At 64.4% G+C, this 21,924-nt stretch carries 22 protein-coding genes; 12 read left to right on the top strand and 10 right to left on the bottom strand.

From position 1 onward, the window contains the following. Nucleotides 1–3: 3 nt before the first annotated feature. From gspK to gspE, 7 genes are all read right to left on the bottom strand, one after another. Nucleotides 4–987, bottom strand: a complete 984-nt coding sequence (gene gspK, locus KCX70_RS00755) for a type II secretion system minor pseudopilin GspK (protein ID WP_212618981.1) — start codon at nt 985–987, stop codon at nt 4–6. Then, nucleotides 984–1,691, bottom strand: coding sequence for a type II secretion system minor pseudopilin GspJ (gspJ, locus tag KCX70_RS00750; protein ID WP_021209082.1), 708 nt, complete (start codon nt 1,689–1,691; stop codon nt 984–986). Before gspJ ends, gspK begins: the two co-directional genes overlap by 4 nt. Further along, on the bottom strand, nt 1,688–2,092 hold the full coding sequence (gene gspI / locus KCX70_RS00745) for a type II secretion system minor pseudopilin GspI (protein WP_102851830.1): 405 nt from the start codon (nt 2,090–2,092) through the stop codon (nt 1,688–1,690). Before gspI ends, gspJ begins: the two co-directional genes overlap by 4 nt. Further along, nucleotides 2,089–2,664, bottom strand: coding sequence for a type II secretion system minor pseudopilin GspH (gene gspH, locus KCX70_RS00740; RefSeq protein ID WP_212618980.1), 576 nt, complete (start codon nt 2,662–2,664; stop codon nt 2,089–2,091). The genes gspI and gspH overlap by 4 nt, the downstream gene beginning before the upstream one ends. A 3-nt stretch (nt 2,665–2,667) precedes the next feature. Continuing rightward, the gene (gene gspG, locus KCX70_RS00735; protein ID WP_031311150.1) at nt 2,668–3,105 is read right to left on the bottom strand and encodes a type II secretion system major pseudopilin GspG; all 438 of its coding nucleotides are present in this window, start codon (nt 3,103–3,105) and stop codon (nt 2,668–2,670) included. Between the two features lie 5 nt (nt 3,106–3,110). Continuing rightward, nucleotides 3,111–4,325 carry a GspF family T2SS innner membrane protein variant XcpS gene (xcpS, locus tag KCX70_RS00730; RefSeq protein WP_031311151.1) on the bottom strand — a complete coding sequence of 405 codons (1,215 nt, stop codon included), beginning with the start codon at nt 4,323–4,325 and terminating at the stop codon, nt 3,111–3,113. 474 nt (nt 4,326–4,799) lie between these two features. Next, entirely contained in the window at nt 4,800–6,314 is a 1,515-nt protein-coding gene (gene gspE / locus KCX70_RS00725) for a type II secretion system ATPase GspE (protein WP_021209087.1), read from the bottom strand. Between the two features lie 699 nt (nt 6,315–7,013). Between gspE and KCX70_RS00720 the strand changes: the two genes are divergently transcribed. From KCX70_RS00720 to KCX70_RS00710, 3 genes are read left to right on the top strand one after another with little or no spacing between them, the layout of a single operon-like run. Then, entirely contained in the window at nt 7,014–8,135 is a 1,122-nt protein-coding gene (locus tag KCX70_RS00720) for a Re/Si-specific NAD(P)(+) transhydrogenase subunit alpha (protein WP_212618979.1), read from the top strand. A 12-nt stretch (nt 8,136–8,147) separates the two neighbouring features. After that, entirely contained in the window at nt 8,148–8,468 is a 321-nt protein-coding gene (locus KCX70_RS00715; RefSeq protein WP_021209089.1) for an NAD(P) transhydrogenase subunit alpha, read from the top strand. Continuing rightward, a complete protein-coding gene (locus KCX70_RS00710) occupies nt 8,465–9,916 on the top strand; it encodes an NAD(P)(+) transhydrogenase (Re/Si-specific) subunit beta (RefSeq protein WP_102851833.1) in 1,452 nt (483 codons plus the stop codon). The genes KCX70_RS00715 and KCX70_RS00710 overlap by 4 nt, the downstream gene beginning before the upstream one ends. Nucleotides 9,917–9,974: 58 nt before the next feature. Here KCX70_RS00710 and KCX70_RS00705 read toward each other — a convergent pair whose 3' ends face one another. Continuing rightward, complete coding sequence (locus KCX70_RS00705; protein ID WP_212618978.1) at nt 9,975–10,559, bottom strand: NAD(P)H-dependent oxidoreductase; 585 nt, start codon at nt 10,557–10,559, stop codon at nt 9,975–9,977. Nucleotides 10,560–10,711: 152 nt separating this feature from the next. On the opposite strand from KCX70_RS00705, the gene KCX70_RS00700 reads away from it, so the two are divergent. The 6 genes from KCX70_RS00700 (at nt 10,712) to KCX70_RS00675 (ending at nt 14,492) form a co-directional block, all read left to right on the top strand. Beyond that, on the top strand, nt 10,712–11,026 hold the full coding sequence (locus KCX70_RS00700) for a putative quinol monooxygenase (protein WP_212618977.1): 315 nt from the start codon (nt 10,712–10,714) through the stop codon (nt 11,024–11,026). Between the two features lie 162 nt (nt 11,027–11,188). Continuing rightward, nucleotides 11,189–11,389, top strand: a complete 201-nt coding sequence (locus KCX70_RS00695; RefSeq protein WP_212618976.1) for a DUF1127 domain-containing protein — start codon at nt 11,189–11,191, stop codon at nt 11,387–11,389. A gap of 104 nt (nt 11,390–11,493) precedes the next feature. Then, nucleotides 11,494–11,811, top strand: coding sequence for a DUF2388 domain-containing protein (locus KCX70_RS00690; RefSeq protein WP_102851836.1), 318 nt, complete (start codon nt 11,494–11,496; stop codon nt 11,809–11,811). Nucleotides 11,812–11,897: 86 nt separating this feature from the next. Next, nucleotides 11,898–12,191 (top strand): DUF2388 domain-containing protein, encoded by a 294-nt coding sequence (locus tag KCX70_RS00685; RefSeq protein ID WP_021209095.1) that lies wholly within the window; start codon nt 11,898–11,900, stop codon nt 12,189–12,191. 25 nt (nt 12,192–12,216) lie between these two features. Further along, on the top strand, nt 12,217–12,537 hold the full coding sequence (locus KCX70_RS00680; protein ID WP_102851838.1) for a DUF2388 domain-containing protein: 321 nt from the start codon (nt 12,217–12,219) through the stop codon (nt 12,535–12,537). A 38-nt stretch (nt 12,538–12,575) separates the two neighbouring features. Then, nucleotides 12,576–14,492: a DUF4105 domain-containing protein gene (locus KCX70_RS00675; RefSeq protein WP_212620261.1), complete on the top strand. Its 1,917-nt coding sequence runs from the start codon at nt 12,576–12,578 to the stop codon at nt 14,490–14,492. Nucleotides 14,493–15,046: 554 nt separating this feature from the next. On the opposite strand, the gene polA is transcribed toward KCX70_RS00675, so the two are convergent. Continuing rightward, nucleotides 15,047–17,791, bottom strand: a complete 2,745-nt coding sequence (polA, locus tag KCX70_RS00670; protein WP_212618975.1) for a DNA polymerase I — start codon at nt 17,789–17,791, stop codon at nt 15,047–15,049. A gap of 76 nt (nt 17,792–17,867) precedes the next feature. Between polA and KCX70_RS00665 the strand changes: the two genes are divergently transcribed. The 3 genes from KCX70_RS00665 to ppnN all read left to right on the top strand — a co-directional run bounded on the left by KCX70_RS00665 (nt 17,868) and on the right by ppnN (nt 20,914). Then, nucleotides 17,868–18,149, top strand: coding sequence for a DUF2782 domain-containing protein (locus KCX70_RS00665; RefSeq protein ID WP_021209099.1), 282 nt, complete (start codon nt 17,868–17,870; stop codon nt 18,147–18,149). A 29-nt stretch (nt 18,150–18,178) separates the two neighbouring features. Further along, nucleotides 18,179–19,129, top strand: coding sequence for a homoserine kinase (locus KCX70_RS00660; protein ID WP_212618974.1), 951 nt, complete (start codon nt 18,179–18,181; stop codon nt 19,127–19,129). A gap of 411 nt (nt 19,130–19,540) precedes the next feature. Beyond that, nucleotides 19,541–20,914, top strand: coding sequence for a nucleotide 5'-monophosphate nucleosidase PpnN (gene ppnN, locus KCX70_RS00655; protein ID WP_102851842.1), 1,374 nt, complete (start codon nt 19,541–19,543; stop codon nt 20,912–20,914). 297 nt (nt 20,915–21,211) lie between these two features. Here ppnN and KCX70_RS00650 read toward each other — a convergent pair whose 3' ends face one another. Next, complete coding sequence (locus tag KCX70_RS00650) at nt 21,212–21,907, bottom strand: NrdJb (protein WP_021209102.1); 696 nt, start codon at nt 21,905–21,907, stop codon at nt 21,212–21,214. Nucleotides 21,908–21,924: the final 17 nt, after the last annotated feature.

Below are 21,924 nucleotides of genomic sequence, written 5' to 3'. Positions count from 1 at the left end.
CGGCTATCGTTCTCCATCGGTGGTTTGACGAGGCAGCCGTGGCGGCTGCCCCAGGTTGCGCTGAAGGACCCGGACATCGCCGTTCTCCTCGCGCCGCAGCCGGCTCACCAGAGCCAGTCGGCGGTCACCCAGGCGCACCTCGCTGGTGGCCTGGAAGAATTGACTGGTCACGGCGATGTTGGCGCCTTGCAGTTGGACACCACCAAGCGCCGGTTGCGCCATGAAACTGGCCGTATCGCGAAACGGCGCGGCTTGCCGGGCCTTGACCATGACCTCGGCGATGCCCGGGGTCACGCTATCGGCCAGGCTCGACAGGACCATGGCGCTGGCGGTGTTGACGTTCAGTGGCGTGTCGGCCGGCAGCGCAGTGACATAGGGTGCCAGACGCTGGAAATCCTCGTCGCGCATGTCCAGCAACAGACGCAGCTCGGAGAGATCGTCCAGCCGGCGCCCGGCGGTGCGATAAGGCGGATCCAGCAGCAGATAGGCGTTGTCTTCGGCGCCCAGCTCGCCGCTTGGCTGCTGGTCGCTGTCCAGCCAATCGAGCAGTCGCTCGGCATAGGGCTCGTTGATCTGCAGGCGCAACAGCAAGCGGCGGAACTGCGCCAGTGCCGCCGCGTTCGGCTGTTGCTGCCGCACCAGGCTGTTGAGGTTGAAGCGCCCGGCCAGATCCTCGATGCGGATCTGCACCTGACCTTGGCCTTCGTCCAGATCATAGGCCGGCTGCGGCAACGCCCAGGGCTCGAGCAGATGATCGACGGCGGGTTGCCCGCTGCCATTGCCGGATGCTCGCAGGTCGCGCCGCAGGATCGATTGCGCCAGCGCCTCGCCGCCCAACGCGTAGTGCCAGGCCTGGCGTGCCTGTACTTGATTGGCGGTGCCGCGAATCGACAACTGCTGGCGCGCGATCATGCCGGCACAGACCACCGTGACGATGGCCACCACCAGCAAAACCGTGATCAGCGCGACACCGCGCTGGCGCTTCACTGCATTTCTCCTTCACCGTCCGGCTCGGGCACGCCTTGCGAATCGGGCTGAACGAACTGCGCCGCCGGAGCCGGGCCGTCGGGAAGGCGCAGCAGACGCGTGATGGTGCCGTAGCGCTGATGATCGAAGGACACCTCGACCGCTACCGGCATGCGCCGCGCCTGCTCATCCGGATCACCACGGCCGAATTCGAACGGTGGCCATTCCTCCTGCCAGCTGCCATTCGCATCCAGATAGCGAATGCGAAGCGCCGACACATCGTCCAGCACCTTCTGCACCCGCGGCTCGCTGTCCAGGTCTCGGTCCAGAACCACCCAGTAGAGCCGCTCCAGCGTGTCGCCGGCGAGCTGCCAGCGCACACGCTGCAGGTTGGCGCGACGCATGCCGGTGGGGTTGCGCCAGCCGCTGCGGGTCAGCTCCAGCGAGGCCCCGCCCGCGGCGCCCGCCAGTTGGCCGATGAAGGCGTTCTGCTCATCGCCGTAACCGTCACGCACCGGCCGCGGCACGGCCTGGATCAGATCCTGCTCCAGCCGCCACACCGCGCGGCTCAACTGACGCAGCTGGATCTCCTGGGCGCGCACCACTTCATCGCTGCGCAGCACCGATTCGAGCATGCGGTAGGTCGCCAGGCCCAGCAACGCGAACAGGGCGATGGCGATCAAAAGCTCAAGTAAGGTAAAACCGGACGGAGCGCGACGCATCATGGCGGTACCCCGACGAAGCCGCTCAGGCTGGTTACGGCGCGCTCCTCGATCGGACCGCCGCGCCCGCGACGCGGCTCGGCCGCCGCCACCCACACCCGGATGCGCAACAGGCCTGGCGTTCCGCTGGTTTCCACCTCGCTGAGCGTCTGCCAGCGGCGCCCAGCGAATTCGATCGCCTGGTCCTCCCGGCCAAGGCTCGGGGCTGGCTGCTGCAATTGCAGTTCGGTGAGGCGATTGTCGGCGATCCAGCTGGCCAGGGTCAGCGCCTCCAGCCGCCCGGCATTGTTCAGGCTGCGCCCGGCGGCAGTGAGCACCACTGCCGCGACGATGGCAAAAATCGCCAGCGCGACCAGCACTTCCAGCAGGGTGAAGCCACGCGAATGAGGCTGCCCACGACTCATCGGCGTGCGTCCTCCGGCTCGGCCCGCGGCATGCTGAAGCCATCACTGGACACCACCCAACGGCTGCCGCCCGGGCGTTGATCGATAAAGGTCAGGGAGAACGGCGACAGTTCGCCGCTGGACAGGATCAACAGCTGCGGCTGCACCCGCGGGGCTCGCCGCCGTTCACGGTCGCGCTTGTCGGACAGCCCGATGGGATCATCCTCGCGCTTGACCGGCGCCACCAGTTTCAATGGGGCGCCATCGAGCTGCAGTTCCAGGCGCATCCAGTCCGGAGCACGGTGCGCCTTGTCGTTGCCCGCATCGCGCCAGCGCGCATCGGCTTCGTCGTAGCGCATCAGCCGATAACCGTCGCGGCTGATCAGCAGGCCGTACTCACGGTTGTCGAGCACCGCTTCGTCGGCCATCAGGCTGATCAGGGTCGCCAGTCGCTGCGCTTCGTCGCGTAGCTCGCGCGACGAGCTGGTGTTGCCCATCGAGAGCACCGCCAGGCCCACCAGGCTGCCGAGGATGACGATGACGACCATCAGCTCGATCAGCGTGAAGCCGCCCTCCCGGCGCGCTCGAGGCATGGATCAGAGATCCCAGTTACCGATGTCCGCGTTCAGATCGGAGCCGCCCTGCTTGCCATCGGCGCCGTAGGAATAAAGGTCGTACTGGCCGCCCTTGGTGCCCGGCGACAGGTACTGGTACTCGTTGCCCCAGGGGTCCTTGGGTACGCGCTTGAGATAGCCGTCGCGGTTCCAGTTCTTCGGCTGTGGATTGCCGCTGGGCTTTTCCACCAGCGCATCCAGGCCCTGCTGGGTGCTGGGGTAGGAGTAGTTGTCCAGCTTGTACATGTCCAGGGCCGCACCGATGGCCTTGATGTCGCCCTTGGCCACGGTCACCTTGGCCTGATCCGGCCGGTTCATCACCTGCGGCACCACCAGCGCGGCAAGAATGCCGAGGATGACCACCACCACCATGATTTCGATGAGGGTGAAGCCCCCCTGTTTGCGTTCGTTCAACGTCATGCTCACTAGCCCACCAGTTGATTGAGAGAAAGAATCGGCAGCAGGATCGCCAGGACGATCACCAATACCACAGCCCCCATGAACACCAGCATGAAGGGTTCGAAAAGTCCCACCATCAGCGAGATCTGCGCGGCCAGATCGTTCTCCTGATTGCGCGCGGTGCGCGCCAGCATCTGATCCAGCTCGCCGGACTTCTCGCCGCTGGCGATCATGTGCAGCATCATCGGCGGGAATTCGCCGGTGGCGTCCAGCGCGCGGGTCAGGCTACCGCCTTCACGCACGCGCTGCGCTGCCTCGATCACACGGTCGCGAATGCGCAGGTTGGCGATCACGGCGGCAGCGATGCCCAGCGCATCCACCAGCGGTACGCCGCTGCGGGTGAGGATCGCCAGGGTCGAGGCGAAGCGCGCGGTATTGGTCGCCCGTGCCAGCCGGCCCACCAGTGGAATGCGCAGGATGAACGCATGCCAACGGCGCCTGATCTGCTCGTCCCGCAGCGCCTGGCGCATGGCGAGCACCAGCGCGACGGCTCCCAACAGCATCAGCCAGCCCCAGCGCTGCACCACCTCGCTGACCGCGATCAGCCCGGTGGTCAGCGCGGGCAGGGGCTGGCCGGTGTTGACGAATACCTTGACCACGTCCGGCACCACGTAGCCCAGCAACAAGGATACGATGGCCAGCGAGGCCACCAGCAGAATCACCGGATACAGCAAGGCGAGCTGGATCTTTTGCCGCGACTGCTGGCGCTGGTCGGTGTAATCGGCCAACTGGTCGAGCACCAGGCCGAGGTGGCCGGCATGCTCGCCCGCCGCCACGGTGGCGCGATACAGCTCGGGAAAGGCCGACGGATATTCGCGCAGCGCGCCGGCCAGGCTGTGACCCTCCAGCACTCGCGCGCGAACGGCCAGCAGCATCGACTTGATCTTCTGCGAGCTGGTCTGTGCCGCCGCGGCGCGCAGGGCCTCCTCGATCGGCAGCGCCGCCTGCACCAGCGTCGCCAGTTGACGCGTCACCAGCGCCAGATCACGCGCCGAGAGCCCACGACCGAAGGCAAAGCCGCCGCCACCACTGTCTTCCTTGGCCTTGGCCTGCTTGACCTCCAGCGGTGACCATTGCTTCTCGCGCAACAGTTGGCGCGCCTGCCGCGCGCTGTCCGCTTCGATCAGGCCCTTCTGTTCGCGCCCTCGTGGGTCAAGGGCAATGTACTCGAACGCCGCCATCAGATCGAAGCTTCGCCGGGGCAACCGAGCCATTCGCGGTCGAGACCGCTCCCACGGAGAACCGGTGCCTGCTCATCGCGAGGCGCAGCTCTTAGCGAGTCAAACGCTCGCGGTCGAGACCGCTCCCACAGGGAGTTGTCCTCGACATCATGCGTAGATCGGGCCATGGCGGTGCTACCGGCTGGACGGCCAACGCGCAGCCCATGGCGATACCCCGTACCCGTGGGAGCGGTTTTGACCACGAGCTTTTCGGTGAGACCAAGCAAATCCATCATTCCTACTCGTCCCGCGTTACGCGTAGAAGCTCGCGGTCGAGACCGCTTCCACAGGGAGTTGTCCTCGACATCATGCGTAGATCGGGCCATGGCGTGCCACTGGCTTGACGGCCAACATGCAGCCCATGGAGATACCCCGTACCCGTGGGAGCGGTCTTGACCGCGAGCCTTTCGGTGAAACAAAACGAATCCTTCACCCCTACTCCTCCCGCGTCACGCGCAGCACTTCTTCGATGGTGGTCACGCCTTCGCGCACCTTGCGCAGACCGTCTTCGCGAATGCTCGGCCCCAGCCGGCGCGCGTGACGGAGCATGTCCTGCTCGGGTGCACGGGTATGGATCATGCTGCGCAGGGTGTCGTCGAACATCACCAGCTCGTAGATGCCGGTGCGGCCCCGATAACCCAGTTGCCGGCAGACGTCGCAACCCTCGGCGTGATACAGCGTCGGCGCCTCGCTCGGGTCGAGGCCGAACAGCGCGCATTCGGCCTCGTCGGCAACGTAGGCGCGTTTGCAGTCATTACACAGCACGCGCACGAGGCGCTGGGCCAGCACGCCGAGCAGCGAAGACGAGATCAGGAAAGGCTCGACGCCCATGTCCACCAAGCGTGTGACAGCACCGATGGCGCTGTTGGTGTGCAGCGTCGACAGCACCAGGTGGCCGGTCAGCGACGCCTGCACCGCCATATCGGCGGTCTCCTGGTCGCGGATCTCGCCGACCATCACCACGTCCGGGTCCTGCCGCAGGATGGCGCGCAGACCGCGGGCGAAGGTCATGTCGACCTTGGTGTTGACCTGGGTCTGGCCGATGCCTTCGAGGTTGTATTCGATCGGATCCTCGACGGTGAGGATGTTGCGCGTGCGGTCGTTGAGCGTGACCAGGCTGGCGTACAGCGTGGTGGTCTTGCCCGAGCCGGTCGGGCCGGTGACGAGGATGATGCCGTGCGGCTTCTGTACCGCCTGCTCCATCACCTTGCGGTCGCGCTCGCTCATGCCCAGATGGCGCAGGGTCAGACGGCCAGCCTGCTTGTCCAGCAGGCGCAGCACCACCCGCTCGCCGTTGGCAGAAGGCAGCGTCGAGACACGGATATCCACCTCGCGACCGCCGACGCGCAGGGAAATACGGCCGTCCTGCGGGATGCGCTTCTCGGCGATATCCAGCCGCGCCATGACCTTGATCCGCGACACCAGCAATGCGGCCAGCTCACGCTTGGGCTGCACCACTTCGCGCAGGATGCCGTCGATGCGGAAACGGATCACCAAGCGCTTCTCGAAGGTTTCGACATGGATGTCCGAGGCGTTTTCCTTGATCGCTTCGCCGAGGATGGCGTTGATCAGGCGGATGATCGGCGCATCGTCTTCCTGCTCCAGCAGGTCCTCGGTTTCCTGGATCTGGTCGGCCAGGCTGTGCAGGTCCATGTCGTTACCGAGCCCCTCGACCATCAGCATCGCGGCCGAGGAATCATGCTGGTAGGCCGCGCTCAGGGCCTGCTCGAATTCATCCTGCGCCAGCCACTGCATCGCCAGCGGACCGCCCGCGATGCGCTGCGCCTCCTGCAGCGCGGTCAACGATGCACCTTCGCGTGCACACAGACGCAGGCCTTCGGGACGATCCAGCAGGATCACGCCATGGCGGCGCGCAAAGGCGAACGGCAAACGCCGCTGGACCGGATCTTCCAGCAAGGTGGTCATTTCGTTGACGTCCAGTTCGGCCATGTGAATTTCTCACCAATAATGCAATCGAAGTCCGTCGGCAGTCCCGACGCCTGCACAACCAAGGGCTTTGGACTACGAGCAAGGCATGACATTGCAGGCTTTCGCCCGTTTTTTTCAGCATTCGACGCGCCGACCGGCACCAAGGTCGCATACAGACAAGCCCGACGACGAGTACACCGTCTATGGTCCGTCATTCATGATTGCGCCGCGCATAACCTGGTATGGAACCTTAGACGAACGTCTAAGCCAATACCCGCGCTGTTTGCAGCCATGCAGCGCAACCGAATAGTCATTACGTGAACGAAGCGCCACCCGCTCGTTCTGATTAAAACAGTTGTTTGATTATCCAGGCGATTGCAAAATGCCGCGCCGGTCAGGCTGTAGGAAACGTAACGAGGCGAGTTCAGGCTGGCGCAAAAACCAGGAGTAGAGGCCGCAGGCTACTCCGGGCTCGAGCGCAGCGATCCGAAATACGCGAGACAGCAGCCTACGCGCTGCAAATGTTCGGGTGTTTCAACGCAGCATGAACGAGCGTAGCCGCGTTCCCACAGCCTGCCTGCAGGCTCTACCGAGTGCAGGGGCCGTTAGCCGATCCACACCCGATCACCACCGCAGTGGCCGGGCGAATACAACACCAGCGGTTCACAACCGGTCGACCGGTACCGCCGCTGGTTACGATCAAGCAGGAGAACAAGAACAATGCACATTGGTGTTCCTCTCGAAACCAGGCCCGGTGAAACGCGCGTTGCCGCGACACCGGAAACCATCAAGAAGCTGATCGGGCAAGGGCATCGGGTGACGGTGCAGAGCGGAGCTGGCGTACAGGCCAGTATTCCGGACAGTGCCTTCGAAGCGGCTGGCGCCACCATCGCCGATGCCGCTGCGGCGTTCGCAGCAGAGATCCTGCTGAAGGTGAACGCACCGAACGAAACCGAACTGGCGCAGATGCAGCCCGGTACGGTTCTGGTCGGCATGCTCAATCCCTTCGACAATGAAAACATCGCACGCATGGCCGAACGCGGCATCACCGCCTTCGCTCTCGAAGCGGCGCCGCGCACCTCGCGCGCGCAGAGCCTCGACGTGCTCTCCTCGCAGGCCAACATCGCCGGTTACAAGGCGGTGATGGTCGCTGCCAACCAGTACCCGCGCTTCATGCCGATGCTGATGACCGCCGCCGGTACGGTGAAAGCCGCACGGGTGCTGATCCTCGGCGCGGGCGTTGCCGGTCTGCAGGCCATCGCCACGGCTAAGCGCCTGGGCGCGGTGATCGAGGCCTCGGATGTGCGACCGGCAGTGAAGGAGCAGATCGAGTCGCTCGGCGCCAAGTTCGTCGACGTGCCGTTCGAGACCGACGAAGAGCGCGAATGCGCCGAAGGCGTCGGCGGCTATGCGCGGCCAATGCCGGCCAGCTGGATGGCGCGCCAGGGGCAGGCCGTGCACGAACGTGCCAAGCAGGCCGACATCATCATCACCACCGCGCTGATTCCGGGCCGCAAGGCGCCGACGCTGCTGCAGGAAGAAACCGTGCAGCAGATGAAGCCCGGCTCGGTGGTGATCGACCTCGCCGCCTCGCAGGGCGGCAACTGTCCATTGACCGAAGCCGATCAGGTGGTGGTCAAGCACGGCGTGACACTGGTTGGCTACACCAACCTGGCGACCCTCGTGCCGGCGGATGCATCCGCGCTATACGCACGCAACCTGCTGGACTTCCTCAAGCTGGTGATCGATGGCGAAGCCAAGTTCCAGCTCAATCTTGAAGACGACATCGTCGCCGCGTGCCTGATGTGCCGCGACGGCCAGGTCGTGCGCACCAACGGTTAAGGGAGCCCGAACATGGACATGATTTCTGATGGCATCTACAACCTGATCATCTTCGTGCTGGCGATCTACGTCGGCTATCACGTGGTCTGGAACGTCACACCCGCGCTGCACACCCCGCTGATGGCGGTCACCAACGCCATCTCGGCGATCGTCATCGTCGGCGCCATGCTGGCCGCCGCGCTGACCGTCACCCCGATGGGCAAGCTGATGGGCACCCTGGCCGTGACCCTGGCCGCGGTCAACGTGTTCGGTGGCTTCCTGGTCACCCGTCGCATGCTGGAAATGTTCAAGAAGAAGGAGCGCGCAGGCGCCAAGGCGGAGTCCAAGCCATGAGCATGAACCTCATCACCCTGCTCTACCTCATCGCTTCGGTGAGCTTCATCCAGGCTCTGAAAGGCCTGTCGCACCCGACCACCTCGCGCCGCGGCAACCTGTTCGGCATGATCGGCATGGGCATCGCCGTGGTCACCACGGTGTTCCTGGTATTCAAGCTCGGCGCGCAGCTGGCCGAGAGCGCCAGTCCCTGGGCCGGCCTGGGCTTCATTGTCCTCGGGCTGCTGATCGGTGGCAGCGCCGGTACGCTGATGGCCAAGCGCGTCGAGATGACCAAGATGCCCGAGCTGGTCGCCTTCATGCACAGCATGATCGGCCTGGCCGCGGTATTCATCGCCATCGCCGCGGTACTCGAACCGCAGTCGCTGGGCATCGTCCAGGCCATCGGCTATCCAATTCCGGCCGGTAACCGCCTGGAGCTGTTCCTCGGTGCGGCCATCGGTGCCATCACCTTCTCCGGTTCGGTGATCGCCTTTGGCAAGCTGTCGGGCAAGTACAAGTTCCGTCTGTTCCAGGGCGCGCCGGTGGTGTTCGCCAACCAGCACAAGATCAACCTCGCCGTTGGCGTGGCGATTCTGGTGCTGGGCCTGATCTACACCTTCAGCGGCAACTTCACCGCGTTCATGATCCTGGTGGCACTGGCCTTCGTGATCGGCGTGCTGATTATCATCCCCATCGGCGGCGCCGACATGCCGGTGGTGGTGTCGATGCTCAACAGCTACTCGGGCTGGGCGGCGGCCGGTATCGGTTTCTCGCTGAACAACTCGATGCTGATCATCGCCGGCTCCCTGGTGGGTTCGAGCGGCGCGATCCTCTCGTACATCATGTGCAAGGCGATGAACCGTTCGTTCTTCAACGTGATCCTCGGCGGCTTCGGTGGCGACGCCGATGCCGGCCCGGCCAAAGGCAGCCAGGAGCAGCGTCCAGTCAAATCCGGTTCCAGCGACGACGCCGCCTTCCTGCTGTCGAACGCCGATACCGTGATCATCGTCCCCGGCTACGGCCTGGCGGTGGCTCGTGCGCAGCATGCGCTAAACGAGCTGGCCGAGAAGCTGACGCACATGGGCGTGACCGTGAAGTATGCGATCCACCCGGTCGCCGGCCGCATGCCTGGGCACATGAACGTGCTGCTGGCCGAGGCCGAAGTGCCCTACGAGCAGGTCTTCGAGATGGAAGACATCAACTCCGAGTTCGGCCAGGCCGACGTGGTGCTGGTGCTCGGCGCCAACGACGTGGTCAACCCGGCGGCGAAGAACGATCCGAAGTCGCCCATCGCCGGCATGCCGATCCTCGAGGCTTACAAGGCCAAGACCGTGATCGTGAACAAGCGCTCCATGGCCAGCGGTTACGCCGGTCTGGATAACGAACTGTTCTACATGGACAAGACCATGATGGTCTTCGGCGATGCCAAGAAGGTCGTCGAGGACATGGTCAAGGCCGTGGAGTAAGCGACACCGGCAATACCAGAACCCCTCCCGGCATCGCCGCGAGGGGTTTTTTCTTGCGTCAGCTACTGAACACCTTGGCCAGGTGCGCTTCGTAACGCTGGATGTCAGCCTCGATCGCCGGGCGCTTCATCACGTCCACGCAGAGGAAGGTCGGCAATCCCGTCATGCCGAGGAACTCGTTGGCCTTGTGGAAGGGAAAATAGACCGCATCGACGCCCTTGCCTTCGAAGAAGTCAGTCGGATCGTCGAAGGCCTGCTGCGGTGCGTTCCAGGTCGCCGAAATCATGTACTGCTTGCCCTGCAACAGCCCGCCGCTGCCGTATTTCTGCGAGGCATCGGAACGCGTGCGTCCGTCGTTGGCGTAGAGGCTGCCGTAGCCCTCGGTGAACACCTCGTCGAGGTATTTCTTCACCGTCCAGGGCGCGCCCATCCACCATCCGGGCATCTGATAGATGATCACGTCCGCCCAGACGAACTTGGCGACTTCTTCGGCCAGGTCATAGCCGGCCTCGATATGGGTTTGTTGCACATCGAAACCAGCACGGTCGAGAAAGCTCAGCGCAGTCTCGTGCAACGTGGTGTTGTAGCGGCCGTCAGAATGGGCGAACTGCTTGGCACCGTTGAGGAGCAGGACGTTTTTCATGGAGTCGTATCCAGGTGAGAATGGCGAGCAGCCTAACGATTCGCTCAGGGGCGAAACAGAGCGCTTCAAGCAAAAGCGATTTGACTGAAGGTCACGAATTGGCACCTCGTTCTTGCCTTAGGCTAGGTCTCACCTCACCCTGGAGCAGACTCATGAATGACCGCTGTGCCTTCATCCTTCATGCCTACACCCGGCCGGAAAAATCCGCGGAGTTCGAGGCCCTGTTCGCCGGCTACGTTGACGCCAGCCGAGCCGAGGAGGGCTGCCTCGAATACCACATGCTGCGCGATGCCCAGGATCCGACCCTGTTCATCTTCTTCGAGGTCTGGCAGTCGCCGGAGCATCTGGCGGCGCACAATGCCCTCCCGCACATGCGCAACTTCCGGGAGCAGCGTATGGACTTCCTCACCCGCGATTTCGAGATCCGTCCGGTCGAAATGGTCAGCGCCTCGTCCGCAAGAGGCTGAGTCGAGCGAACAGTTTCGCCGACGAAGCAGCGGTACAGTTGTCCACCACCTGCAACTGAACCGGCACAATCCACAGCCCCTGTGGCTGTTACGCAACAGCGCGGCGCGCGACCCTATCTACCCAAGACTCATCCCCGCGACTAGGCGGGAAGGAGAAGGCAGATGGAACGCGTACTGCCCCGCACCCTCAGGCTCGCTACTGGCTCGCTATCGCTGGGCCGCTTGGTCGAATTGCTGCATCTGTGGCGCCGACGGGCTCGCACCCGGCGCCAACTGGCAGCGCTGGACGACCACCAGCTGTCGGACATCGGTATCAGCCATAGCGAACGAATGGCCGAGCTGGACAAGCCGTTCTGGCAATGAGGCCGCTCTTCCCAGGCGAGGCCGTGCAGCCTAAGCTGAACGGCCCTAGCCGCCTGATGGTCAAAGCACCTGACGGCGCAATGCCACCCAGCCTGGAGAAGTCTATGAACAAGTACCTGTTGTCCGTTGCTGCGGCTGCCTGCCTGGTCGCCGGTCCTGTCTCGGCTGGCAGCTTCACCGGCACCATCGATGCCATCGGCGCCTCGCTGGTCAATACCGTGGAAGGCACGTCCGATATCACCTCGAACCTGGGTGACGACAAGCTGGTGATCAACGCCAAGGACGACGCCGCCCGCTTCGTCGCCAGCAACGGCCAGGCGCGCGGGGTTCAGCTGGAGGCTGCACTGAAGCACATCCGCAGCCAGGCGCCGGAGCTGCACGCCAGCGACCTTCAGCTGGCCAACGCAATCCTGGCGCTCTGACACGCAGTTCCCGGCGAGCACGGCGCTGGCCCTGTGGCTGGCGTTTCGCTAGCCTTGGCGGCTGATTGTTCGGCTTCAGGATTCACATGCGTCCGCTCTACCTCGCACTCGTCGGCTGCTGCTTCTGCGGCAGCGCCCAGGCATTCGACAGCCTCATCGGCGGCAGCGTCGCCTCCACCTACGTCGCCAGCCAGGTGACCAGCGCTCCGTTCGACAACAAACTGATCCTCGCCTCGCGCGACGACGCGGCCGTGTTCGTCGCCAGCCACGGGGCAAAGCGTGGCCCGTGGCTGGAAACCGCGCTGCGCTGGCTACACGAGCAGCATCCGCAAATCGCCGCGAGTGACCTTGAACTGGCCGAGGCGATCCTCGTCCAATGACCCACCCTTTTTCATGAGCACCGTTATGAACTTCAAGCTGATCGCCGTGCCGCTCACGCTGACCCTCCTCGCCGGCGGCGCCCAGGCGCAGACGCTGGTGGCCACCAGCAACATCGTCATCAACGCGCTCGATCGAAGCATCAACTTCACTTCCGACGTGACCAGCCGCATCAGCGACATGAAAGTGGTCAGCGAGGCGCGTGACGAGGCAGCAGGCTTCGTTGCCAGTGGCGGTGAACTCCGCGGAGCACGCCTGGAGGCGGCCTTCGGCAGCCTGCGTGAAGCCTTCCCGGAAGCACGACAGGCCAGTGATCTGGTCCTGGCCGAAACCATCCTCGCCCAGTGAGATCACCGCGCGCCTGGTGGGCCGTCGTGGCATTGGTCATGACGGCCAACCTGTGCCAGGCCGCCCTGCGCCTGACGCCGGACGATGGCGACCTTGCTCCGGCCGAAAGGGCCGCCACGCGGCAACTGCTCAGCGAAGCCATGGCGGTCCTGCCGCCGCGGATGATCGAACGGCTCGACCGGGACGTGCAGGTGCGCTGGTCCGACGGGCTGGATCACGACGTCTATGGCAGTGCCGGCGGCCGTACGTTGTTGCTCAACCGCCGTCTGCTGCCAGCCTTGGCCGACGGCCGGGCGGCCACGCAACGCACAACACGCCCCCACGGCACGGTGCGCCAGGAGTTGCTGGCGACGCTGAGCCACGAACTCGGCCATCTCTACGATCGCTCCCGCCTCTGGTCCGCGACGAGCCATCGGCAACTGGCGTTCTGTCACCAGCGCGCCAGCAGTCTTGGCAAGGTCGGACTGCCCGATAAGTGCCGCGGCCAGACCGAGCGCCGCTTCACCCTCAGCGACGATCCGCGCCTGCTCGACCTGGCCGGCTGGCCGCAGCGTGTCGGCCAGCGCGGCGAACGCGAGCGAGACAACGCCCAGGTGGCACGCAGCCCCGACGCATACGAGCTGACCAACCCGCTCGAATTCGTCGCGGTGAACCTGGAATACTTTCTTCTCGACCCGAGCTACGCATGCCGGCGACCATCGCTGCACCGCTACTTCCGCGAACATTTCGGCTGGCAGCCAGCGAACGTGCAAGCCTGCGAAAGCGGCCTGCCGATTCTCAACGCCGGCAGTGACTTCGCCCGCACGCCATTGCTCGAGCTCGACCCGGAACGGGTCTACGCCGTCGACTACCTGTTCGCCGAAGCCAACGACGCCTGGGTCAGCCGCTGGGGCCACAGCATGCTGCGCCTGGTCATCTGCGCTCCCGGCCGCCCGCGCGGGCCGGATTGCCGGCTGGATCTCGACCATCATCTGGTGCTGTCCTTCCGCGCCTTTGTCGGCGACGTGCAGCTGTCCAGCTGGGACGGCCTCACCGGCGTCTATCCGTCACGCCTGTTCGTCCTGCCGCTGGGCCAGGTAATCGACGAGTACACCAAGGTCGAGCTGCGCAGCCTCGCCTCGATTCCGCTCAAATTGCAGCGCGACGAAATCGACGCGTTAGTTGCACGCAGCGCCGAGCTGCACTGGAGCTACGACGGCAACTACTATTTCCTGTCCAACAACTGCGCCGTTGAGACCCTGAAACTACTGCGCAGCGGCACTGCACGCCCCGAACTCAGGACGCTGGACAGCATCCTGCCCAGCGGCCTGCTGGATATCCTGATCAACCGAGGTCTGGCTGACGCCAGCGTGCTGGATGATCCGCGCGAGGCACTGCGCCTGGGATATCGCTTCGATTCCTACCGCGACCGCTACCAGGCCATGTTTGCCGTGCTGCGCGAACGCCTGGGCCTGCCCCAAACGGATGTCGAAGCATGGCTGGAACTCAGCGCCGAGCAACGCCGGCCCTGGATCGAGAAGGCTGACCTGCGCGCAAGCGCCGCCCTGTTGCTGGTGGAGCAAGCCGCACTTCGCCGACATCTGCTGCTGGCACAGGAGGAACTGAAGAAGCGCTACCTGGGCGGACGTGAGCGCGGCGATGCCAGCCTAGCCAAAGCCGACGAAGCCTTGCAGGGCATCCTCGCCAACAGCGGTTACCTCAGTCGCCCGGCAGAGCTGCTCGACGAACAGGGTTACGGCCTGCCGCAAGCCAGCGAGTGGCAGCGGCTGGAGCAGGCCAGCAGCGAGCGCCAGGCGCGCCTGAGCCAGCTCAGCGAAGCGCTCAACGAACAAGTCCGCCTGCTGCTGGGCCAGGCGCGTCAGAACGAACTGGAGGCCGTCGAGGCCAACCTCACTCAGATCGGCAACCACCTGCGCAGCTTGCACAAGGCGGCCGGCGGGCTGCAGCTACCCTGACACCCACCGCGCACGCACTAAACCCGCACCTGTAGGAGCAAGCTCTGCTTGCGAACCGCGGCCACGCAGGACCGCAGCCGCGCAGATTCCCAGGTCGCGGCCAGAGGCCACTCCTACACAAAAGCCGCGCCCGCCGGCACGCCCGCTTATGTAGGAGCAAGCCCTGCTTGCGAACCGCAGCCGCGCAGTCCCACGGCCGCGGCCAGAGGCCGCTCCTACACCAAAGCAGCGCGCGAGCCGGAAAGCACGCCGCGTGAACAACCGGCCTGCCGTCCCGGCACTTTTCTCGGGACGAAAAAAAAACCTCGAACTTCGTTGGGGGAGGGGGAAGTTCGAGGTCCAAATCCGGACCGCTAGGGCGAGGTCCAGAGATCTGCCAACACTTAACACAACAAGGAGCATCGAAGGGCTTTTACACCCTTCGTAGCCTCAGACCGATCTGTTGCTCCGCAAGTTCAATGCGGATGGAAATATTTTTCTCCAAGCTCCGACCCTATCGCCGGCAGCCGTTGGAACGGTGGCGAGCCGGGCCATCGTCCGCCTACCTGCGTAACTCAGTGCGCCTCGTCCCAGTTGTTGCCGACTCCGGCCTCGACCAGCAGCGGCACGTCCAGCTGAGCGGCCTGACTCATCAGCGGGCAGATCTGCTCGCGCACTTGCTCCACCAGATCCTCGCGTACCTCCAGCACCAGTTCATCGTGCACCTGCAGGATCACCCGTGCATCGAGCCCGCTCTGCTGCAGCCAGCCGTCCACGGCGATCATGGCGCGCTTGATGATGTCCGCCGCGGTGCCCTGCATGGGCGCGTTGATCGCGGTGCGCTCGGCGCCCTTGCGCATGGCCCCGTTCTTCGAATTGATTTCCGGCAGGTACAGCCGGCGACCGAACAGCGTCTCGACATAGCCTTGCTCAGCCGCCTGGGCGCGGGTGCGCTCCATGTAGGCGAGCACGCCCGGGTAACGGGCGAAATAGCGGTCGATATAAGCCTGCGCGTCGCCTCGGCTGACGTCGATCTGCTTGGCCAGGCCAAAGGCGCTCATGCCGTAGATCAGACCGAAGTTGATCGCCTTGGCGCTGCGCCGCTGGTCGTTGCTCACCTGATCCAGCGCGACGCCGAAGACCTCCGCCGCGGTGGCGCGGTGCACGTCCAGGTCGTTCTGGAAGGCGTATAGCAAGCCGGCATCCTGCGCCAGGTGCGCCATGATCCGCAGCTCGATCTGCGAGTAGTCGGCGGCGAGCAGCTTGTAGCCGGGCGCGGCGACGAAGGCCTGGCGAATCCGTCGGCCTTCGGCGGTGCGGATCGGGATGTTCTGCAGGTTCGGATCTGACGATGACAGGCGACCGGTAGCGGTCACGGCCTGGTGGTAGCTGGTGTGGATGCGTCCGGTGCGCGGATTGATCTGCAACGGCAGCTTGTCGGTGTAGGTGCCCTTGAGCTTGCTCAAGCTACGATGCTGCATGATCACCTTGGGCAGCGGGTAATCTTTCTCGGCCAGATCGGCGAGCACGCTCTCGGCGGTGGACGGCTGACCGCCGGCGGTCTTCGACAGCACCGGGCAGCCGAGCTTGTCATAGAGGATCGCGCAGAGCTGCTTGGGCGAGCCGAGGTTGAATTCCTCGCCCGCAATGTCGTAAGCCTCGCGCTCAAGCTCGACGAGCTTGTTGCCGATCTCGACGCTTTGCAGCCCGAGCAGGTTGGCATCGACCAGTGCACCGTTGCGCTCGATACGCGCCAGCACCGGCACCAGCGGCATCTCGATTTCGTTGAGCACCTTGAGCAACGACGGGGTGGCCTCCAGCTTGCCCATCAGCGTCTGGTGCAGGCGCAGGGTGACGTCGGCGTCTTCGGCGGCATAGGGCCCGGCCTGCTCCACGGCGATCTGGTCGAAGGTCAGCTGCTTGGCGCCCTTGCCGGCGATGTCCTCAAAACGGATGGTGCCGCGGCCGAGGTATTTCAGCGCCAGGCTGTCCATGTCATGGCGGGTCGCGGTGGCGTCGAGGACGTAGGATTCGAGCATGGTGTCGAAGGTCATGCCGCGCATTTCGATGCCGTAGTGCATCAGCACGTTCATGTCGTACTTGCCGTGCTGACAGATCTTGCGCTTGCCAGGGTCTTCCAGCAGCGGTTTCAGCGCGGCCAGTACAGCCTCCATGTTCAGCTGCTGCGGTACGCCCATGTAGCTGTGGCCAAGCGGCACATAAGCCGCCTTGCCCGCCTCGATGGCGAAGGAGACGCCGACCAGCTGCGCCTTCTGCGCATCGAGGCTGGTGGTCTCGGTATCGAAGGCGAAGCATTCGGCGGCCTTCAGGCGTTCGAGCCAGGCGTCGAATTCGGCCTGCTCGAAAATCGTGCTGTATTCGGCCTCGGCCTGGATCGAACAGCCTTCGGGCTGCACTTCGCAATTCTCGCCCGCCGCCTTGGCTTCTCGCAGCAGCTCGTCGAGCCACTGCTTGAACTCCAGCTCGCGGTACAACGCGATCAGCGCTTCGCGGTGCGGCTCGCCGGGCATCAGATCCTCGACCTGCACGTCCAGCGGCACGTCGAGCTTGATGGTCGCCAGCTCATAGGACATGAACGCCGCCGTGCGATGCTCCTCGAGCTTGGCGGCCAGCGACTTGGCGCCGCGAATCGGCAGCTCGGCGACCTTGTCGAGGTTCTCGTAGAGCCCCTTGAGACCGCCTTCGATCCCGTTGAGCAGGCCGCAGGCAGTCTTCTCGCCCACGCCCGGTACGCCGGGAATGTTGTCGACCTTGTCGCCCATCAACGCGAGAAAATCGATGATCAACTCCGGACCGACGCCGAACTTGTTCTTCACGCCTTCGATGTCGTAGACGCTGCCACTCATGGTGTTGACCAGGGTGACGTGCGGGCAGACCAGCTGCGCCATGTCCTTGTCGCCGGTAGAGATGATCACGTCGCGCTTGAGCGCCGCGCATTGGCGCGCCAGTGTACCAATGACGTCATCGGCCTCGACGCCATCGATACACAGCAGCGGCATGCCCAGCGCACGTACGCTGGCGTGCAGCGGTTCGACCTGGCTGCGCAAGTCATCGGGCATCGGCGGTCGGTGGGACTTGTATTCGGCGAACAGGGTGTCACGGAAGGTCGGGCCCTTGGCGTCGAAGACCACCGCGAAGGGGCTGTCCGGGTATTGCCGGCGCAGCGCCAGGAGCATGTTCAGCACGCCTTTCACCGCCCCGGTGGGCTTGCCGGTGGAGGTGGTCAGCGGCGGCAGCGCATGAAAGGCGCGGTAGAGGTAGGACGAACCGTCCACCAGAACGAGGGGCGTTTGGCTCATGAGCAGGATCAACCTTTTCGGCGGGACCGCAGCTAGAATGCATCGGACCACTTGGCGACAAAGGGACAAGGTTATCATGCGTGCGATCAAACCTCTGATGCTGGCCAGCCTGCTGGCGCTCGTGCCGCTGAGCGGTTTCGCTCAAGACCCGGTCGAGGGTGAACCCGACGTGACCATCCGCCAGGAGGGTGACCGGACCGTCGAGGAATACCGGGTCAATGGCTTCCTCTACGCGGTGAAAATCACACCCAAGCACGGTAAGCCCTACTTTCTGGTGCGCGCCGACGGCGACAGCAACTTCATCCGAGCCGACAAGCCGGAGATGCTGATCCCAGCCTGGGAAATATTCAGCTGGTAACGCAGCAACGACGTTAACGGAAGCAACTCATGTCGGTATTCACGCCGCTGCAACGCGAAGAACTCGAAGCCTTTCTGGCGCCCTATCGGCTCGGGCGCCTGCGCACCTTCGAGGGGATCGCCGCAGGCAGCGAGAACAGCAATTTCTTTGTCAGTCTCGAGCAGGGCGAATACGTCCTGACCCTGATCGAGCGCGGTCCCAGCCAGGACCTGCCGTTCTTCATTGAGCTGCTCGACGTGCTGCACCGCGCCGGCCTGCCGGTCCCTTATGCGCTGCGCGACGACCGCGGCGAAGCCCTGCGCTCGCTGGCGGAAAAGCCCGCGCTGCTGCAGCCACGGCTGCCCGGCAAGCATGTCACTTCGCCCAACCCGCACCACTGCAGCGAGGTCGGACGGTTACTGGCACGCCTACACCTGGCCACCCGCGACAACCTGCTCGAGCGCCGCAGCGACCGCGGTCTGGACTGGATGCAGCAGGAGGGCCCCGGCCTGGCCTTGTCGCTCGATGAGAATCAGTTGCCGCTACTGCGCGATGCCCTGGCCGAGATGGCCGAGCTCAAGCCGAAGATTCTCGCCCTGCCGCGGGCCAACCTGCATGCCGACCTGTTTCGCGACAACGTCCTGTTCGAGGGCAACCACCTCACCGGGGTGATCGACTTCTACAACGCCTGCTCCGGGCCGATGCTCTACGACATCGCCATCGCGGTGAACGACTGGTGCACACACCCGAACGGCGAGCTGGACGAGGACCGCTGCCAGGCATTGCTCGCCGCGTATTCCGCCCTGCGCCGCTTCACCCCGGCCGAAGCCGAACTGTGGAAGCCGATGCTGCGCGTGGCCTGCGTACGTTTCTGGCTGTCGCGTCTGATCGCCGCGCAGGCCTTCGCCGGGCAGGCCGTACTGATCAAGGACCCGGGCGAGTTTCGCCGCCTGCTCGCCGCTCGCCAGCAATGCGATAGCGCCTTGCCGTTTGCGTTTTGAACGCCGGCGAGGCGCAGCCGCCCTGCCCCAGGCAACTGCCGCCGCAAAACCATTCGTGCCCCGTGCACTCAAACGACCTCGTCCGCTGTCAAAGACGGTGACACAAGGAGTCGTACGGGATGTACGCATGAATGAAACAGTGCCCCGGAACGGGCTGAAAACATCAATGCCAGCGCATCGGCGCCCAACGTCGCGGGCCAGGAGCCCGGCGCAAAGCGGCTGGGGTAACATGGCCCTTGCCGTTCATCGGCTTGCCACCGCGAAGCCTCTCGCCGCCGTCCGCAGGCCTGCACGCCGGCGCAACTCCCGGCCCGATCACCTTCCTTACGCGTCGCGGCCACCGGCATCGACGCTTATCCTGATGCGCCCGGCCGCCCCAGCCAGGTCGCATTGTTTTCAGGGACAACACGAATGACCTCACGCTATGTAATCAACGCCTCGGTAAGCCCCAAGGGCAGTCTGGAAACCCTGTCTCAACGTGAAGTTCAGCAACTCAGCGAAGCCGGTTGCGGCAGCACCTACACGCTGTTTCGCCAATGCGCCCTGGCGATCCTCAACACTGGCGCACGCATCGACAACGCCAAGACCATTCTCGAGGCCTACGACGATTTCGAGGTGCGCATCCATCAGCAGGACCGCGGTGTGCGCCTGGAGCTGCTCAACGCACCGGCCGACGCCTTCGTTGACGGCGAGATGATCGCCAGCACGCGCGAGATGCTGTTCAGCGCGTTGCGCGACATCGTCTATACCGAGAGCGAACTGGGCAGCCCGCGCATCGACCTCGAAAGCTCGCAAGGCATCACCGATTACGTCTTCCACCTGCTGCGCAATGCCCGCACCCTGCGCCCCGGAGTCGAGCCGAACATGGTGGTGTGCTGGGGCGGCCACTCGATCAGCAGCGAGGAATACAAGTACAGCAAGCGCGTCGGCCACGAACTGGGCCTGCGCAACCTGAACATCTGCACAGGCTGCGGCCCGGGCGTGATGAAAGGCCCGATGAAGGGCGCCACCATCGCCCACGCCAAGCAGCGCATCATCGGCGGGCGCTACCTGGGCCTGACCGAGCCCGGCATCATCGCGGCCGAAGCACCGAACCCGATCGTCAACGAGCTGGTGATCCTGCCGGACATCGAGAAACGCCTGGAAGCCTTCGTCCGTGTCGGTCACGGCATCATCATCTTTCCTGGCGGCGTCGGCACGGCGGAAGAATTCCTCTACCTGCTCGGCATCCTGCTGCATCCGGACAACCGCGAGCTGCCGTTCCCGGTCATCCTCACCGGGCCTGAGAGCGCGGCGCCCTACCTCCAGCAGCTGCGGGATTTCGTCGGCGCGACGCTGGGCGACGAAGCGCAGAAGCTCTATCAGGTGATCATCGATGATCCGGCCGAAGTGGCACGGCAGATGGTCGACGGGCTGAAGGCGGTCAAGCAGTTCCGCCGCGAGCGCAACGATGCCTTCCATTTCAACTGGCTGTTGAAGATCGACGAAGGTTTCCAGCATCCCTTCGATCCGACTCACGAGAACATGGCCAGCCTGCAACTGACCCGCGAGGTGCCGCCGCATATCCTCGCCGCCAACCTGCGCCGCGCGTTCTCCGGCATCGTCGCGGGCAACGTCAAGGACAAGGGCATCCGCCGCATCGAGCGGTACGGCCGCTACGAGATCCACGGTGAACAGACGATCATGAAGCCGCTGGATCGCCTGCTGCAGGCCTTCGTCGAGCAGCACCGGATGAAGCTGCCCGGCGGCCGGCCGTACGAGCCCTGCTATCGCGTGGTGACCTGAAATTCGAAAGGGCCGCGGCGACGATCATCGCCCGGCCCGATCGAGGCGGTGAGCCACGGAAGCGCCTGCGGGATTCCATCCTGCAACGCAGCCCAGCCAAGGTAGGTTGGATTCGCCGAAGGCGTAATCCGACGGTCCAGAGAGCGAACCGGCCGCGGCATCGTCGTCCGCCCGATCCACGCGGTGAACGACGGAAGCGCCTGCGGCGATTCCATCCTACAACTCACCCAAGCCAACGTAGGTTGGATTAGCCGAAGGCGTAATCCGACGGTCCGAAGGCGTAATGCAATGCTCCGCCTAACCGCACTTCGAGTTACCGCAGTTCAGACAGGTCGCGCAGCCGTCCATCTGCACCACCGCCTGGGTGCTGCACTTACTGCACAGCTGCGCCCCCGCCGGGAAGCCCTCGCCCGGCTCCACCGTGGCGGCGCCCTGGCTGGCTTCATAGGCGGCGCGTTTTTCAGCCAGGTACTTGAGCTGGGTTTCGTCCAGCGCATGGCCTTCGAGCATGCCAATGGCGATCAGGTGCCGCTCCAGCACGCCGCCGATCTCGGCGACGATGGATGGCATGTAAACACCACCTTTCTTTAGATAGCCGCCGCGCGGATCGAACACGGCCTTGAGCTCCTCGACCAGGAAGGTGCAGTCGCCACCCTTGCGGAACACTGCGGACATGATTCGGGTGAGCGCGACGATCCACTGGAAGTGGTCCATGTTTTTCGAGTTGATGAAGATCTCGAACGGCCGGCGCTGCTCGTGCGGCGTGCCGGCATTGAGCACCACGTCGTTGACGGTGACGTAGAGTGCATGTTCGAACAGCGGCGACTTGATTTTGTAGGTCATGCCCACCAGCGTTTCCGGGCGCTGCAGGCTCTCGTCCATCTCCACCACCGCCGCCTTGCCGGGAGCGCTTTCAGTGGTGACGGCGGGGCGTTCAAGGGTCTCATCGACAACCTTGAAGCCCTTGATGCGCTGGGTGATCTTTACGGTCATTGCGGTTTCTCCATCCG

It is taken from the genome of Stutzerimonas stutzeri, from assembly GCF_018138085.1.
GTDB lineage: Bacteria > Pseudomonadota > Gammaproteobacteria > Pseudomonadales > Pseudomonadaceae > Stutzerimonas > Stutzerimonas stutzeri_AI.
Note: the sequence above shows the minus strand (reverse complement) of the source record. Positions and strands in the feature narration are given on the sequence as shown.

Excerpts from the sequence above, each read along its gene's own strand:
- KCX70_RS00700 (WP_212618977.1), top strand. The coding sequence starts at position 10,712 with ATGAATGACCGCTGTGCCTTCATCCTTCATGCCTACACCCGGCCGGAA.
- gspJ (WP_021209082.1), bottom strand. The coding sequence starts at position 1,691 with ATGATGCGTCGCGCTCCGTCCGGTTTTACCTTACTTGAGCTTTTGATC.
- polA (WP_212618975.1), bottom strand. The coding sequence starts at position 17,791 with ATGAGCCAAACGCCCCTCGTTCTGGTGGACGGTTCGTCCTACCTCTAC.
- KCX70_RS00690 (WP_102851836.1), top strand. The coding sequence starts at position 11,494 with ATGAACAAGTACCTGTTGTCCGTTGCTGCGGCTGCCTGCCTGGTCGCC.
- KCX70_RS00695 (WP_212618976.1), top strand. The coding sequence starts at position 11,189 with ATGGAACGCGTACTGCCCCGCACCCTCAGGCTCGCTACTGGCTCGCTA.
- KCX70_RS00720 (WP_212618979.1), top strand. The coding sequence starts at position 7,014 with ATGCACATTGGTGTTCCTCTCGAAACCAGGCCCGGTGAAACGCGCGTT.
- KCX70_RS00675 (WP_212620261.1), top strand. The coding sequence starts at position 12,576 with ATGACGGCCAACCTGTGCCAGGCCGCCCTGCGCCTGACGCCGGACGAT.
- gspE (WP_021209087.1), bottom strand. The coding sequence starts at position 6,314 with ATGGCCGAACTGGACGTCAACGAAATGACCACCTTGCTGGAAGATCCG.
- KCX70_RS00680 (WP_102851838.1), top strand. The coding sequence starts at position 12,217 with ATGAACTTCAAGCTGATCGCCGTGCCGCTCACGCTGACCCTCCTCGCC.
- KCX70_RS00705 (WP_212618978.1), bottom strand. The coding sequence starts at position 10,559 with ATGAAAAACGTCCTGCTCCTCAACGGTGCCAAGCAGTTCGCCCATTCT.
- KCX70_RS00650 (WP_021209102.1), bottom strand. The coding sequence starts at position 21,907 with ATGACCGTAAAGATCACCCAGCGCATCAAGGGCTTCAAGGTTGTCGAT.
- KCX70_RS00710 (WP_102851833.1), top strand. The coding sequence starts at position 8,465 with ATGAGCATGAACCTCATCACCCTGCTCTACCTCATCGCTTCGGTGAGC.
- KCX70_RS00660 (WP_212618974.1), top strand. The coding sequence starts at position 18,179 with ATGTCGGTATTCACGCCGCTGCAACGCGAAGAACTCGAAGCCTTTCTG.
- KCX70_RS00715 (WP_021209089.1), top strand. The coding sequence starts at position 8,148 with ATGGACATGATTTCTGATGGCATCTACAACCTGATCATCTTCGTGCTG.
- KCX70_RS00685 (WP_021209095.1), top strand. The coding sequence starts at position 11,898 with ATGCGTCCGCTCTACCTCGCACTCGTCGGCTGCTGCTTCTGCGGCAGC.
- gspH (WP_212618980.1), bottom strand. The coding sequence starts at position 2,664 with ATGCCTCGAGCGCGCCGGGAGGGCGGCTTCACGCTGATCGAGCTGATG.
- xcpS (WP_031311151.1), bottom strand. The coding sequence starts at position 4,325 with ATGGCGGCGTTCGAGTACATTGCCCTTGACCCACGAGGGCGCGAACAG.
- KCX70_RS00665 (WP_021209099.1), top strand. The coding sequence starts at position 17,868 with ATGCGTGCGATCAAACCTCTGATGCTGGCCAGCCTGCTGGCGCTCGTG.
- ppnN (WP_102851842.1), top strand. The coding sequence starts at position 19,541 with ATGACCTCACGCTATGTAATCAACGCCTCGGTAAGCCCCAAGGGCAGT.
- gspG (WP_031311150.1), bottom strand. The coding sequence starts at position 3,105 with ATGACGTTGAACGAACGCAAACAGGGGGGCTTCACCCTCATCGAAATC.
- gspI (WP_102851830.1), bottom strand. The coding sequence starts at position 2,092 with ATGAGTCGTGGGCAGCCTCATTCGCGTGGCTTCACCCTGCTGGAAGTG.